Here is a 13,146-nt window from a genome sequence, read left to right as displayed (position 1 = left end):
GGTGCTCACTTCTTCGCGTACTTGATCGAGGACGGGATCAGCTCGGTACGTGCCCCGCTGGCCGCGCGAATCGCGGCGCGGCGGGCGTTGATCGGCTCGTCCTGGATCTTGGCGTGCAGCTTGAGGATCGCGTCGAGCAGCATCTCCGGCCGAGGCGGGCAACCGGGCAGGTACATGTCGACCGGCACGATGTGGTCGACGCCCTGCACGACGGCGTAGTTGTTGAACATCCCGCCGGACGAGGCGCAGACGCCCATGGAGAGGACCCACTTGGGCTCGGCCATCTGGTCGTAGATCTGGCGCAGCACCGGGGCCATCTTCTGGGTCACCCGGCCGGCCACGATCATCAAGTCGGCCTGACGCGGAGTCGCGGAGAACCGCTCCATGCCGAAGCGCGCGATGTCGTAGCGCGAACCGCCGACCGACATCATCTCGAACGCGCAGCAGGCGAGCCCGAAGGTCGCCGGCCACAGCGAGTTCTTGCGTGCCCAGTTGACCAGTCCCTCGAGGCTGGCCAGCAGGATGCCGTTGGGGAGTTTTTCTTCCAGGCCCATGGGTTCAGTTCCAATCCAGGCCGCCGCGCCGCCACACGTAGGCGTACGCGAACCCGACCGTCACGATGAACAGCACGATCTCCACCAGGCCGAAGACACCGAGGGCGTTGGCGTTCACCGCGAACGGGTAGAGGAACACCATCTCGATGTCGAACAGGATGAAGAGCATGGCCGTGATGTAGTAGGCCACCGGCATCCGGCCGCCGCCGACCAGCGGCTGCGGCGACGGTTCGATGCCGCACTCGTACGCCGCGGTCTTCGCACGGTTGTACCGCTTCGGCCCGACAAGCGGCCCCAGCAGCACGGAGAACACGGCGAACCCCGCCGCGAGCACGAAAAGCAGAACGAGCGGCAGATACACGTTGAGTCCGGGCGCCGCCGGTCCGGGATCGGCCTGCGCCAGCACGGGCACCATCAGCACGGGGTCTTCGCCATCCTTTCCGCGCCGCTGCGGGTTGTTCTCGGGTGGTGGTCCGAGTTCTCGGTTGCGCACCCTAAGGGAGCTGGGTCACACCGCCGAGGGTCAGGGCGCCCTTACGGCCCGTGTCCGACCCACCACCTGCTTGTGAAATAGTTCACAAGCGACGAGTCGCGGTTGTGAAGCGATTCACAAAGCATGGGGGGAGTGTAGGACGTGAGTCACACTCTTGTCCCGAGGGGTTACGGACTAAGGCGGCCCTAACTTGACCGGAGGGTTTCCCAGGCCCACCCCGGCCCGCAATGGCGAGACCAGCGGTAAAGCCCGATTCAAGAACCGCGCCGAGACTCCCGGGCGACTCGATCTTGTGACGTATCACACTGACCGGCCGGACAACCATTGCTCCACCCGGGTAACAGCAAGCACCAGAAACCCGTGCGACAGCACGGATAACGTCCCAACCAACCGCCACCGGTGCACCCGCTATCAGTGCACCCAGCCCCTCCCCCGCACCCCGATACGAAGCTCTCCTGCGGTCTGGGGGTGCTTGTCAAGGCATCTTTCCCGCCTTGACAAGCACCCCCAGACCGTCAGCACAATCAAGCTTCGGGGTGCCCCACGCAACCACCAGCGATGTCGCCGCCAGGCGACGAGCCCTCAACGAGGCCGAGGCGTAACCCGAGCCAACGCCGCGATCAACCGATCCACCCCATCGCCCCCACGAGCGTCGTAACACCCGGAAAGCCCCTTGTACACCAAGGGAAGCAGCCTATTAACCCGCAACCCATACTTAGTAGCCGCGTGCATGATCTTCGGCTTGCCAATCAACTTCGCGAACACATTCCCAAGCCGGTAATACCCGCCCATCAGCTCACCAACAGCCCGCGGATACCCCTCCAACGCCCGCTCCCGAGACGGCCCCTCCGGCCGAGCCAACGCCTGCACCACAGCCTCAGCCGCAAGCTGCGCCGACTCCATAGCCGCGGAAATACCCTCCCCGTTGAACGGACTCACCATGCCGCCGGCATCCCCAAGCAACAGCAGCCCATCGCGGTAATGCGGAGTCCGATTGAACCCCATCGGCAACCCAGCCCCACCGACCTTGCCGATCGCGTTTTCCTCGCGATAACCCCACTCCTCAGGCGTCCCGTCAAGCCACTGCCGCAGCAACGCGCGATAGTCGGTGTTCCGAAACGACGCCGAAGTAGACAACATCCCCAGCCCGACGTTGACCGTCCCGTCCCCCAGCGGGAACGCCCACCCATACCCAGGCAGCAACTTCGGATCCCGAGGATCAGACCGATCCCACAGCTCAAGGTGCCCCTCGATGAACGGATCATCATGCTTCGGGCTCTTGTAATACCGCCGCACAGCGACCCCCATCGGCCGCTTCTCGTTCTTATCAATCCCGACACTCAACGCAAGCCGAGCCGACACCCCGTCACAGGCAAGCACCAACGGAGCCCGATAACTAACGGGCGTCTTCTCCGGCCCGACCTTCGCCTCGACCCCGACCACCCGACCGGAAGCATTGGTAATCGCCCCGGTAACCGTGGTCCGCTCATACAACCGAGCCCCCGCCTTGACCGCGGTCTTAGCGAGCAGGTCATCGAAGTCATGCCGAGTCCGAGACACCCCGTAAGGCGGGTAGTCAGTGAGATCAGGCCAATCGAACTCAAGCGTCAGATCCCCAGTAAGAATCCGCAGCCCCCGGCTACGAACCCACCCGGCTTCCTCACTGGTATCAAGCCCAAGATCGATCAACTGCTTCACACCACGCGGCGTAAGGCCGTCCCCGCACACCTTCTCGCGCGGAAAGACAGTCTTCTCCAGCAGCAACACATCCACCCCGGCCCGAGCGAGGTAGGTGGCCACGGTCGAACCAGCCGGTCCCGCCCCGACCACGATCACTTCGGCGTCGTGGTCTGGGCTGCGGCGGCGCGAAGTCGTCATACGCCTGAGTTTAGGCAGGCTTGCGCGCCCGGTGGATCGCGACGACGCCGAATGTGAGGTTCAGCCACTCGACCTCGGTCCATCCGGCACTCGCGATGATCTCGCCGAGGCCGCGCTGATCGGGCCAGGCGAGCATCGATTCGGCCAGGTAGGAGTAGGCCTCGGGGTTCGTCGAGGACCGGCTGCCGACCCAGGTGAGCAGCTTGAGGATGAACCGCCGGTAGATGAACCGGATCGGGGCGAACGAGGGCGTCGAAACCTCGCAGATCACCAGCCGGCCGCCCGGTTTGACCACGCGCAGGATCTCCGCGAGCGCGCCCTTGGTGTCGACGAAGTTCCGCAGCGCGAGCGAGATCGTGACGGCGTCGAAGCTGTCGTCGGCGAACGGCAGGCACATCGCGTCCGCGGCGACCATCGGCACGTTCCGGTGCAGGCCCGCCTTGAGCATCCCGACGGAGAAGTCGGCGGCGAGGCACCAGGCGCCGCCGCGTGCGTACTCGACGGTGGACACCCCGGTGCCGGCCGCCAGGTCGAGCACCTTCTCGCCCGGCTTGGCGTCGAGCACGCGCGCCGTGGTGGTGCGCCAGCGCCGGTCGAACCCGAACGTCATGAACGAGTTCGCCCGGTCGTAACCGGACGCGACGCCGTCGAACATCGCGGCGACTTCGTGCGGATCCTTGTCCAGGCTCGCTCGGGGCATGGGTCCGAGATTAGTCCGTCCGTGCCGCGCGGTCGCGCGGGAGCAGGACGCTGGCGGCGATCAGCCAGGCGAGCCCGCCGAACCGGCCGACCGGGATCAGCGGATACAGCGCCGGAGTCAGCAACGAGAGCGAGGCGAGCACCGCGGCCGCGGCGACCACCAGCCCGGCGACCGACAGCCAGCGCGGCAAGAGGTTCAGGAACAACGCGGGCACCGCGATCCCGGCGATCAGCAACGCAAGCGGCACCACGAACCCCGGGCCGCCGGACGCGAACGCGAGGCTGGTCAACGCCCTCGCCACCGCGGGTGTGTCACTGGCCTGCGCGGCGGTCCAGGTGATCAGCCCGCTCATCGCGAGCGCCGCCGCGGACAACACGCCGCCGGTGAGTCCGATCACCGCTCCCGGTGCCGCGACTCCGAGCCGCCGCTGTCTGCGATAGGCCGTCGCGGCCCACACCGCGAGCGGAACCGACGCGCCGAACACCGCGAACGCGAGCAGCTGCACGACGCCCTGGTTGCCGCCGAGATACGCCGCGACCTCGGCCGCGCTGGAATCCGGCCGCGTCCCCGCCGCCCCCAGCGCCGCCGACGCGACGGTCAGCGCCCCGAACGCCAGCGCCGGCGCCAGCAACGGCGGGCCGCCCTGCTGTCTGGTCATGGTTGTCATGGAAAACCTCCAGGTCAATTAATTTCACTGCTAGAACGATTACACTGGCGTAATGGATTGTCAAGCGATACGGTTCAGGACATGCAAGGACCCCCCGCGTTCGGCAGCGCCTTCCTGCTGGCCCAGTTGGGCGCACACGCGACCCAGCGCTTCGCCGAACGCATCGCGGACCTGGGCCTGACGCCGCCCCAGACCGGACTGCTCCGCGCGATCGCGCGCCGCCCCGGTGAGAGCCAGCAGGTATTGGCCGCCGAACTGGGCACCCCTCCGACCCGGCTGGTCGCGCTGGTCGACGGCCTTGAGCAACAAGGCCTGATCGAACGCCGCCGCAACCCGCAGGACCGTCGCCTCTACGCGGTTTTCCTCAGCGACAAAGGCCAAGAAACGATGGCCGAACTGGCGAAAGCCGCCGCGGCACACGAAGACGAGATGACGGCGGCACTGTCCACAGAGGAACGTTCAGTGCTGCGCGGACTGCTCGGCCGGGTCGCCGAGGACCGCGGGCTCACCCCAGGCATCCACCCCGGCTACCGCGGCTAGTTGTCCGTGAAGGGCTCCTTGAGGGAATCTGATTCCCTCAAGGAGCCCTTCACGGACCTTTGTCAGCCCAGCGCGGCGAGCATTCCTCGCACCGAGGTCGGCCACGCGAACTCCTCCGCCCGCGCCCGCGCGGCCGCGCGCCGAAGCTCCTCCGGGCTGTCCAGCAACCCGGCTACCGCAGTGGCGAACGCTGGCGCGTGATCGTCCACCGCCGCCCCGCAACCGGGCCGCACGATTTCGCGCAGCGCGGATGACGCCGAAACCACCACCGGCGTACCCGAAGCGAGTGCCTCCAAGGCCGCTAGCCCGAACGTCTCGTGCGGCCCGGGAGCGAGTGAGACATCCGCACTGGCCAGCAATCGAGCCACCTCCCCGCGCCCGGCCAAGAAGCCGAGGAACGTCACCGGCAACCCCCGGGCACGCCGTTCCAACGCCCGCCGCCGCGGCCCGTCCCCCGCGATCACCAACCGCACCCGCGCCCCGGACTCAGTCAGCTCGGCGACCGTATCCACGCTCCGCTCAACGTGTTTCTCCGGCGACAACCGACCACAATGGACAATCAATGCGTCCGCGCCACTGGCCAACGCCGACCGCCACCCGGAATCCCGCATCGACGGCGCGAAGGTAGCCAGATCCACCCCTAACGGCACCCGCCGGACGTTAGGCGCGGCGATCCGTTCGAACTCCGCGTGCGCGAAGGCAGTAGTGCAGACAACCGTGTCGTAGGAGGCGGCCATCCGCCGATTAGCGACATCCGCGACGTGCCGGGCCATCGCCCCCGGCAAGAAAAACTGCTCCAGCAACCGGTCCAGCCGCTCGTGCGAGATCACCATGCTGGGCACGCCGTTCCTCCGGGCCCAGACGCCCATCCCCCGCAACGTCAGCCGGTCCGACACCTCCAGCCGATCCGGCTCCAGCCGCCGCAACACCGTCCGCACCCGCTGCGGATCGACCGCGCGATAGCCGCCGGTGCCGGGAATCTGCAAGGCGGGCAACGAATACCGGCACACCCCGGTCGGCAGGCTTTCCACCGCGTACCGCCGCCCCGGCACGACGAGCGTCACCCGATGCCCGCTGGCGACATACCCCGCACCGAGGTGGTTCAGCGCCGTCCGCAATCCGCCGGACCGCGGTCCGTAGAAGTTCGCCAGCTGGACGATGTGCATGGCTCAAGCCGCACGCGCGACTCGGCCCTGTACCGCTTCGTAGTGCCCAACTAGCTCCCGGCACACCGCGGGCCACGTCCGGCCCAGGACCACTTTCCGCGCCTTCTCGCCCAGCCGCGCCCGCAATGCCGCGTCCCGCAGGTCGTTGACCTTGGACACCAGCGCCGGGCCGAACGACTCGCGATCAGCGGGCAGCAGATACCCGGTCCGGCCAGGCAACACGAGGTCTTTGGGGCCGCCCGCGTCCGGCGCGAGCACCGGCAGCCCGGACGCCATCGCCTCCTGCACCGCCTGACAGAACGTCTCGTGCGGCCCGGTGTGCACGAAAACGTCGAGGCTCGCGTACGCGACCGACAGCTCGTCGCCGTACTTCGCGCCGAGGAAAGCCGCTCCAGGCAACCGTTCCCGCAACGCCGGCAGCTCCGGCCCGTCGCCGATCACGACCACGCGCACGCCCGGCATCCCGGCCAGCACGGTCAGCCGGTCGACCTCCTTCTCCGGAGCGAGCCGTCCGACGAACCCGACCAGCAGTTCGCCGTTCGGCGCGAGCTCCGCGCGCAACGCCGGATCCGCGTGTGCCGGGGAAAAGCGGCTGATGTCGACACCGCGCGCCCAGCGGTGCACGCGCGGAACCCCGTGCAGCTTCAGCTGTTCGATCGAATCCGACGATGGCGCGAGCGTCCGGTCGGCTCGCGAGTGCAGCCGGCGGACCCAGCGCCAGGCCGCCCGCGCGCCGATGCCGAAGCCGTACGACGTGGCGAACCCGGCGATGTCGGTCTGGTAGACCGCGATCGACGGCACCCGCAGCCGCCTGGCCGCGGCGAGCCCGCGCGCGCCGACGACGAACGGCGAGGCCAGGTGCACGACGTCCGGGCCGAAATCGGCCAGCGCGGTCAGCACGGTGCGCGTCGGCAGGCCGATCGGCAGCGAGTTCACGCCGGGGAAGTCCAGTGCCGGAATGCGGACGACCGGAGCGCCGCGGTAGCTCGACGGCCCCGGCCCCGGCGCGACGACCAGCACGTCGTGCGCGGATTCGACCAGGTGCTCGACGACCCGCAGGACGGAATTCGTCACGCCGTTCACCTGGGGCAGGAAACTTTCGGTGACTATGGCGACTCGCACGGCGTCACTGTCGCAAAACCGCAGGCAGGGCGGGCCAATCCCGCGTAACCGACCGGCCAACGGTGGCGAAACACTCCGCAGCGTCCGCGATCCGGCGCCGACCGTCGAAGAATTCGCCACGACATGTCATCTTCCGGTCGTGTCCCGGACACCAGGAACACCCAGACTAAGCAGGCATGACCCTCTTGTCCTCCAGGCCGTCGCGGCCCGTCGAACCCGGGCTGCTCTCCCGAGCGCTCGAGGTCGCGGGGCGGCTGGCGAACGACGCCACCGACGTGATCACCGCGACCGCCGGCCGCGGTGCGCACCCGGCGACGCTGGATTCGCCGTTCGACTGGGTCACCGACACCGATCGGATCCTGGAACGGCACACCCGCCGCGTGCTGACCGCGGAGTTCCCCGGAATCCCGGTGGTGGGCCACGAATTCGGGGCCGACCACGGCGCGGACGTCGCGGAATACCGCTGGGTGGTCGATTCGGTGGACGGCACCGCGAACTACGTCGCCGGAGTGCCTTGGTGCGCTTACAGCCTCGCCCTGGTCGACGCGAGCGGCCCGGTGGTGGGCGTGGTCGCGGATCCGTACCGGGCGCAGATCTACGCCGCCGCCCGCGGACGCGGGGCCCGGGCGAACGGGAAACCGCTGAACCTGGTGGACCGTTCGGGTACGGCGGGGGCGATCGTCTGCACCGAACTGGCGCGCAAGGGGCCGTGGCCGGGGATGGGCGAGTTCATCGAACGAGCGGCGGCCGCGCACGCCGGGGTGCGGGTGCTGGGGTCGGCCGCGCTGTCGATCGCACAGGTCGCGCTGGGGCACGCGGCCGCGGCGGTGTTGCACAGCTACCACGAATGGGACGTCGCGGGGTCGGTCGCGATGGCGATCGAGGCGGGTGCGGTGGTGCTGGACAAACACGGCGAGGACGCCGCGCTGCCTACGGACGGCCTGCTGGTCGCCGCCCCCGGCGTGGCTGATGAGGTCCTCGGCTGGTGGCAGGAAACCGTCGGCACCTGATGCCTGAAGTCCGTGAAGGGAACCCTGAGGGACTCAGAGTCCGTGAAGGTTCCCCTCACGGACCTCGCCGAGCCGCCCGAGCTACGCCTTCGCGGGGATCGGTTCCGGAGCGGCGGCGGACCGGTCCCGATTGATCAGCCTGCGCAGCCACCACAGCAGCGGGCCCGCGACCAGCCACGTGATCAGCACCGTCATCCCCACCGGCAGCAGCGTCAGCGTCGCGGTTCGGCCGGCGACCCGGGTCAGCTCCGGGCTGGTCGCGTCGTACTCGATCGCCACCAGCTGGCCCGCGGCGAGACCCGACGGGTACAACACCCCGGTCGGCGGACTGTGCACGATGCCGTCCGGGGTCTGGTACTGGATGATCGTGCGGTCGAACGCCACCGACTCGACCGTCGCGGTCGCGGTGCCCAGGTGCGATTCGATGGCGTTGTCGTTGCGGAACGCGGCGAAAACCAGGCTCACGCACATCACGGTGAGCAGCACGGCTACGCCCAGCACGGCGAACCACGCGATCCGCCGTGCCTTCACACTCCTGGCTGCCACACCGAGAGTTTAGTCGGGTGCGCCGACCAGCTCGGCACTCGGCAGCCAGTGCGCCCGGTACATCACGTGCAGGTTGTACGCATTCACCAGCAGCCGAGACGTCCAATGCAGCTGAAAACACTTGTGGTGCGGCGATTCCTCGCCCGGTGCCGAACCCGGGGCGCCGAACGCGAGAGCGAAGAAGTCCTCGGCGGTGTGCCGGAAGACCGCCGCGCTGCCGGTCAAGAACATCGTGTCCGCGTGGTACCGGTCGAGCAGCCGGTCCCGCGTCGGCCATTCCGGCCATTCGATCGGGCGCCGATCGGCCGGGATCCGCACCGTATGCGGCCGGGGCGGGCCGAGTGCCGCCCGCAGCCGCGGCCACTGCGAGGGACGCAGGTGCGCGGTGTGCTGGCTCAGCACGAGATCCAGCGGACGACCGGAGAACTCCGGTTCCGCGGGAATCCGTCCGGAGCGCAACGGCAGGTGGATGATCGTGTGCCGGGACCGCGAGGCCAGCAGCCACAGCACGCCGATCCGGTATGCCGCGCTGCGGTCGACGTACATCTCCACGTGCGACATCTCCATGCCCGGCGCGAGCTCGAACAACACCGCGGTATCCAGAGCGGGAGCAGGGCGCAGCACCCGCCACTCCCGGCCGTCGAGCCGAGCGTGGCGGAGCTGCGCCCGCACTTTCATGGCCACCGAATCCTCCTTGCCGAGAGCGGAACTCTCCAGGATCCCGCAGCCAGGCAAGCGAATTTCAGTGCCGGTCGGCCTCCGCCAGCGCACGGTGGTTCGCCTGGATCTGGTCCCACGCCTTCGGCTTCGCCGGAGCAGCGGCGAACGCACGGGCCGCGACCGTCCCATTAGGACCAACCGCGGGCTTGCCCTTGGTGAACAGCCAGGTCTGGAACAGCTCTTGCAACGGCTTGCCCGACACCTTCTCCGCGAGCGCCACGAAGTCCGGGATCACCGCCGCCTTGCCCGCCTTCGCGACCTGCCACTGCTGGAGGATCGAGAAGAACGCGTCGTCGCCGACCGTCTTGCGCAGCGCCTGCACGGCCATCGCGCCCCGGTCGTACACCGCGCGGTCGAACTGCTTCGGCTCGCCTGGGTCGCCCGGCAGGACCTGCCAGAACGGGTCGTCGGCGGCGTAGGAGTCGTACGCGTACTGCGCGAGCTCCGCGGTCGTGCCCTCGCCCTGGTGCTCGGACCACAGGTACTCGGCGTAGGACGCGAAGCCCTCGTTCAGCCAGATGTCGCTCCACTTGCCCAGCGAAACGTTGTCGCCGAACCACTGGTGTGCGTTCTCGTGCGCGATCAGCGTGGTGTTGGCGCCGGCGGCGAAGTTGCGCGCGCCGTAGGTCGGCCGGGTCTGGTTTTCCAGCGAGAAGGTGATCCCGCTGGTCACGACGCCGCCCTCGGCCTCGAACGGGTAAGGCCCGAACTGCGACGCCAGGAACTCGTCGACCTCCGGCGTCCGCTCCACGCTCGCCTTGGCCGCGTCGAGCGAGTCGCCGAGATCCGCGCCGTAGGCGGTGATGAACGGCTTGCCGTCCGGCGTGGTGGACTGGACCACGTCGTACTTGCCGACGATGAACGACGTCAGGTAGGTCGCCTGCGGCTTGGTGCTGCGCCAGTTCCACCGCGTCCAGCCAGCGCGCTTCTTGGTCTTCTTGACCAGCGTGCCGTTCGTGATGGCGGAGAGGCCGTCCGGAGCCTCGATCGACACGTCGTAAGTCGCTTTGTCGGTGGGGTGGTCGTTGGAGGGGAACCACCACTGCGCGCTCTGCGGCTCGTCGACGCCGAGCGCCCCGAAAGCGCCCTTCTTCCACGTGTTCAGGCCGCCGACCTTCTCCGTCGACGGGCTGTCGGAGTAGCTCACGACGACGGTCGCGGACTGGCCCTTCAGCAGCGGCTGCGCCGGGGTGATCACCAGCTCGCCGTCGCCGTTTTGGTTCGTGAACTGCGCCGGCCGGTTGTTCACCAGCACCTTCGACGCCTTGAGCGCGAAGTCCAGATCGAAGCGCGACAGGTCCTGCGTCGCGGTGAGCAGCAGCGTCGTGGTGCCCGACAGGACGTCGGTTTCCGGCTGGTAGCTCACGCGGATGTCGTAGTGCTGCACGTCGGTGCCGCCGTTGCCGGCGTTCGGGTAGTACGGGTCGCCGACGCCGGGCGCGCCCGGTGCCGGCACTGCCGAAGCGGTGCCCGCCAGCAGCACCGTCGCGACTCCAGCCGCAACCGCCCCGATCCCGGCCCGAGTTCTCGATCGCATTGTTCCTCCAAGGTGGCCAATGCGACCGAACGTATCCACGTCAGCACCGCACAGGTACGTCCGAAGGACGGGTTCTTACCCACTGGGAAGATCAACCGGATTCGGCGATCCACCACGCGATGGCGATCGGAATGCCGTACAGGATCGGGCCCGCGTAGAGCCCCGGCCACGGTCCCCAGCCGCGCCGCACGGCCAGCCCGGCCGTCGCGAACGAGCCGGCGATCGCCGCGAACCAGCCGACCCACGGCAGCGAGGCGACCGCCTGCTGCCCGGCCGCGCTGCAGATCGCCCTGCTGTCCCCGGCGAAGCAGTTGTCGCTGGCCATCACCAGAAACGACGAGAAATACGAGCACACCAGCCCGATCAGGGCCAGTGCCGCCACCGCCGCGCTGAACCAGGCCCACCGGCCTCGCGGCCGCAGGTCCGCCTCGGTCAAGAAATCCCCCATTTTTCGCCGGCCCCCCGCCGGTTAAACCGTCCCCACCGCTTCCGCGACCGCGGATTTCAGCCGCGCGTGGAGATTCCGGTGCTGCGCCCGGTCGACCCGGACCTCGACCACTCGCAGGCCCGGCGCCGGCTCCAACGCGGCACGGAACTCTTCGACCGTCTCGGCCAGGACGTGCGGCACCCGGTAGCCCGCGCACAGCGCGCCCAAATCCGCGCCATGCGGCGTGCCGAAGACGCGCTCGAAGCTCGCCGAGTGTTCCGGCGCACCCTGCTCCAGCAGCGAGAAAATGCCGCCGCCGTCGTCGTTCAGCACCACGATCGTCAGATCCGGCAGCTGCTCCGCGGGCCCGGTGAGCAGGCCGGACGCGTCGTGCAGGAAGGTCAGATCGCCGAGCAGCGCGTACGACGGAGCGCGGTGCACAGTGGCCGCGCCGATGGCCGTCGACACCGTGCCGTCGATCCCGGCGACGCCGCGGTTGCGGTGCACCAGGACGTCCGGACGCAGCCGTCCGGCCAGCGCGACATCGCGCGTCGGGTTCGAGGAGCCGACCACCAGCAGCGCGCCTTCCGGCAGCGCGTCGACCAGCTCGGTCGCCACCCGTACGCCGCTCGGCCACGGCTCGGCGGCCAGCGCCGTCGAAACCGCTTGGCTGGCCGCGGCGTCCGCACGCTGCCAGCTCGCCAGCCACTCCGGGTCGGCGGGCTTCGTCGGCTCGGCGAACCACTGCCCGACCTGGCGGACGTTGTGCGCGGGGGCAGGCCAGTCCGAATCCGGACGCACCAGCAGCACCTCGACCTCGGGATCCGACAGCACCTTCTGCACCTGCCGGAACACCGTCGGACGGCCGAGGCACAGCACCTGCTCGGGACGGTGTCGCGAGATGAACTCCTCGACGCCCAGCAGCCAAGCGCCGGACGACATCGCGGTCGCGCCGGACAGGCCCAGCCCGCCGGTCTCCGAAACCACCGGCCAGCCGTGCTGTTCGGCCCATTCGCTGGCCGCCTGCGCGCCGGTGTCGCACGCGATCACCAGGCCGTGCCGCGCCGAGGGCACCACGAACGAGGGCAGCGCGCCGAAGTCCGGCAGCTCGGTCCAGCGTTCGCCGTCCGGACGGCCTTCGAGCGATTCGTACCACTGCCCGTCATCGTCGAGATCCGGCACGAGCGGCTCGCGGAACGGGATGTTCAGGTGCACCGGCCCGCAACGCCATTCGCCGTACGCGGCGTTCCACGCGCGGCAGATCTGGCTGCGCCAGTAGGAGTTCTGCCCGGCCCGGCGCTCGGCCACGGCCAGCTCGTCGAAGTAGCGGACAGCGTCGCCGTACAGCTCGTATTGGTTGATCACCTGGCTCGCGCCCGCCGAACGCAGCTCAGGCGGACGGTCGGCGGTGAGCACGATCAGCGGCACGCCCGCCCGGTCTGCCTCCAGCACGGCCGGGTGGAAGTTCGCCGCCGCGGTGCCGGAGGTGCAGACCACCGCCGCCGGACGGCCGGTGCGCGCCGCGATGCCGAGCGCGAGGAACGCCGCGCCGCGTTCGTCGATGCGGACGTGCAGCTTCAGCCGTCCCGAAGCGGCGGCGTCGTAAAGCGCGATGGACAGCGGCGCGTTGCGAGATCCTGGACACAACACCACGTGCGACACGGTGTTGCGGACGAGTTCGTCGACGATGACCCTGGCCTGCGCGGTGGACGGGTTCACCGGCAAGCCCCTGCTAGGGCGCCGTCCGACGGGCTCTTCCCCGGGGCGGCGTCAGGCACAGCGATCA

General features: G+C 69.1%; 14 protein-coding genes. 2 read left to right on the top strand and 12 right to left on the bottom strand.

Annotated features, from left to right (window positions below):
* Positions 1-5 precede the first annotated feature (5 nt).
* The 5 genes from ABD156_RS46095 to ABD156_RS46075 all read right to left on the bottom strand — a co-directional run bounded on the left by ABD156_RS46095 (position 6) and on the right by ABD156_RS46075 (position 4,283).
* The gene (locus ABD156_RS46095; protein ID WP_009072052.1) at positions 6-554 is read right to left on the bottom strand and encodes a NuoB/complex I 20 kDa subunit family protein; all 549 of its coding nucleotides are present in this window, start codon (positions 552-554) and stop codon (positions 6-8) included.
* 4 nt (positions 555-558) lie between these two features.
* On the bottom strand, positions 559-969 hold the full coding sequence (locus tag ABD156_RS46090; protein ID WP_037818926.1) for an NADH-quinone oxidoreductase subunit A: 411 nt from the start codon (positions 967-969) through the stop codon (positions 559-561).
* A 660-nt stretch (positions 970-1,629) separates the two neighbouring features.
* Positions 1,630-2,925 carry a geranylgeranyl reductase family protein gene (locus ABD156_RS46085; RefSeq protein ID WP_344288265.1) on the bottom strand — a complete coding sequence of 432 codons (1,296 nt, stop codon included), beginning with the start codon at positions 2,923-2,925 and terminating at the stop codon, positions 1,630-1,632.
* A 10-nt stretch (positions 2,926-2,935) separates the two neighbouring features.
* On the bottom strand, positions 2,936-3,625 hold the full coding sequence (locus tag ABD156_RS46080) for a demethylmenaquinone methyltransferase (RefSeq protein WP_344288263.1): 690 nt from the start codon (positions 3,623-3,625) through the stop codon (positions 2,936-2,938).
* 10 nt (positions 3,626-3,635) lie between these two features.
* On the bottom strand, positions 3,636-4,283 hold the full coding sequence (locus ABD156_RS46075; RefSeq protein ID WP_344288261.1) for a DUF4386 domain-containing protein: 648 nt from the start codon (positions 4,281-4,283) through the stop codon (positions 3,636-3,638).
* Between the two features lie 90 nt (positions 4,284-4,373).
* Here ABD156_RS46075 and ABD156_RS46070 point away from each other — a divergent pair, with 90 nt between their 5' ends.
* On the top strand, positions 4,374-4,832 hold the full coding sequence (locus ABD156_RS46070) for a MarR family winged helix-turn-helix transcriptional regulator (RefSeq protein ID WP_344288259.1): 459 nt from the start codon (positions 4,374-4,376) through the stop codon (positions 4,830-4,832).
* 62 nt (positions 4,833-4,894) lie between these two features.
* Here ABD156_RS46070 and ABD156_RS46065 read toward each other — a convergent pair whose 3' ends face one another.
* Positions 4,895-5,998, bottom strand: coding sequence for a glycosyltransferase (locus ABD156_RS46065; protein WP_344288256.1), 1,104 nt, complete (start codon positions 5,996-5,998; stop codon positions 4,895-4,897).
* Between the two features lie 3 nt (positions 5,999-6,001).
* On the bottom strand, positions 6,002-7,072 hold the full coding sequence (locus ABD156_RS46060) for a glycosyltransferase family 4 protein (protein ID WP_344288254.1): 1,071 nt from the start codon (positions 7,070-7,072) through the stop codon (positions 6,002-6,004).
* A 224-nt stretch (positions 7,073-7,296) separates the two neighbouring features.
* On the opposite strand from ABD156_RS46060, the gene ABD156_RS46055 reads away from it, so the two are divergent.
* Entirely contained in the window at positions 7,297-8,130 is an 834-nt protein-coding gene (locus tag ABD156_RS46055) for an inositol monophosphatase family protein (protein WP_344288252.1), read from the top strand.
* Between the two features lie 81 nt (positions 8,131-8,211).
* Here ABD156_RS46055 and ABD156_RS46050 read toward each other — a convergent pair whose 3' ends face one another.
* From ABD156_RS46050 to menD, 5 genes are all read right to left on the bottom strand, one after another.
* Positions 8,212-8,601: a DUF3592 domain-containing protein gene (locus tag ABD156_RS46050; protein ID WP_425546132.1), complete on the bottom strand. Its 390-nt coding sequence runs from the start codon at positions 8,599-8,601 to the stop codon at positions 8,212-8,214.
* 84 nt (positions 8,602-8,685) lie between these two features.
* Positions 8,686-9,360 carry a hypothetical protein gene (locus ABD156_RS46045; RefSeq protein ID WP_344288248.1) on the bottom strand — a complete coding sequence of 225 codons (675 nt, stop codon included), beginning with the start codon at positions 9,358-9,360 and terminating at the stop codon, positions 8,686-8,688.
* A gap of 58 nt (positions 9,361-9,418) precedes the next feature.
* The gene (locus ABD156_RS46040; RefSeq protein ID WP_344288246.1) at positions 9,419-10,933 is read right to left on the bottom strand and encodes a M1 family metallopeptidase; all 1,515 of its coding nucleotides are present in this window, start codon (positions 10,931-10,933) and stop codon (positions 9,419-9,421) included.
* A gap of 91 nt (positions 10,934-11,024) precedes the next feature.
* Positions 11,025-11,369, bottom strand: a complete 345-nt coding sequence (locus ABD156_RS46035; RefSeq protein ID WP_344288243.1) for a hypothetical protein — start codon at positions 11,367-11,369, stop codon at positions 11,025-11,027.
* 33 nt (positions 11,370-11,402) lie between these two features.
* A complete protein-coding gene (gene menD / locus ABD156_RS46030) occupies positions 11,403-13,079 on the bottom strand; it encodes a 2-succinyl-5-enolpyruvyl-6-hydroxy-3-cyclohexene-1-carboxylic-acid synthase (protein WP_344288242.1) in 1,677 nt (558 codons plus the stop codon).
* Positions 13,080-13,146 lie beyond the last annotated feature (67 nt).

The sequence above is a fragment of the Amycolatopsis albidoflavus genome, from assembly GCF_039525725.1.
GTDB classification, from domain to species: Bacteria; Actinomycetota; Actinomycetes; order Mycobacteriales; family Pseudonocardiaceae; genus Amycolatopsis; species Amycolatopsis albidoflava.
The sequence above is the reverse complement of the archived record's forward strand: the minus strand, read 5'-3'. Positions and strand labels throughout refer to the sequence as shown.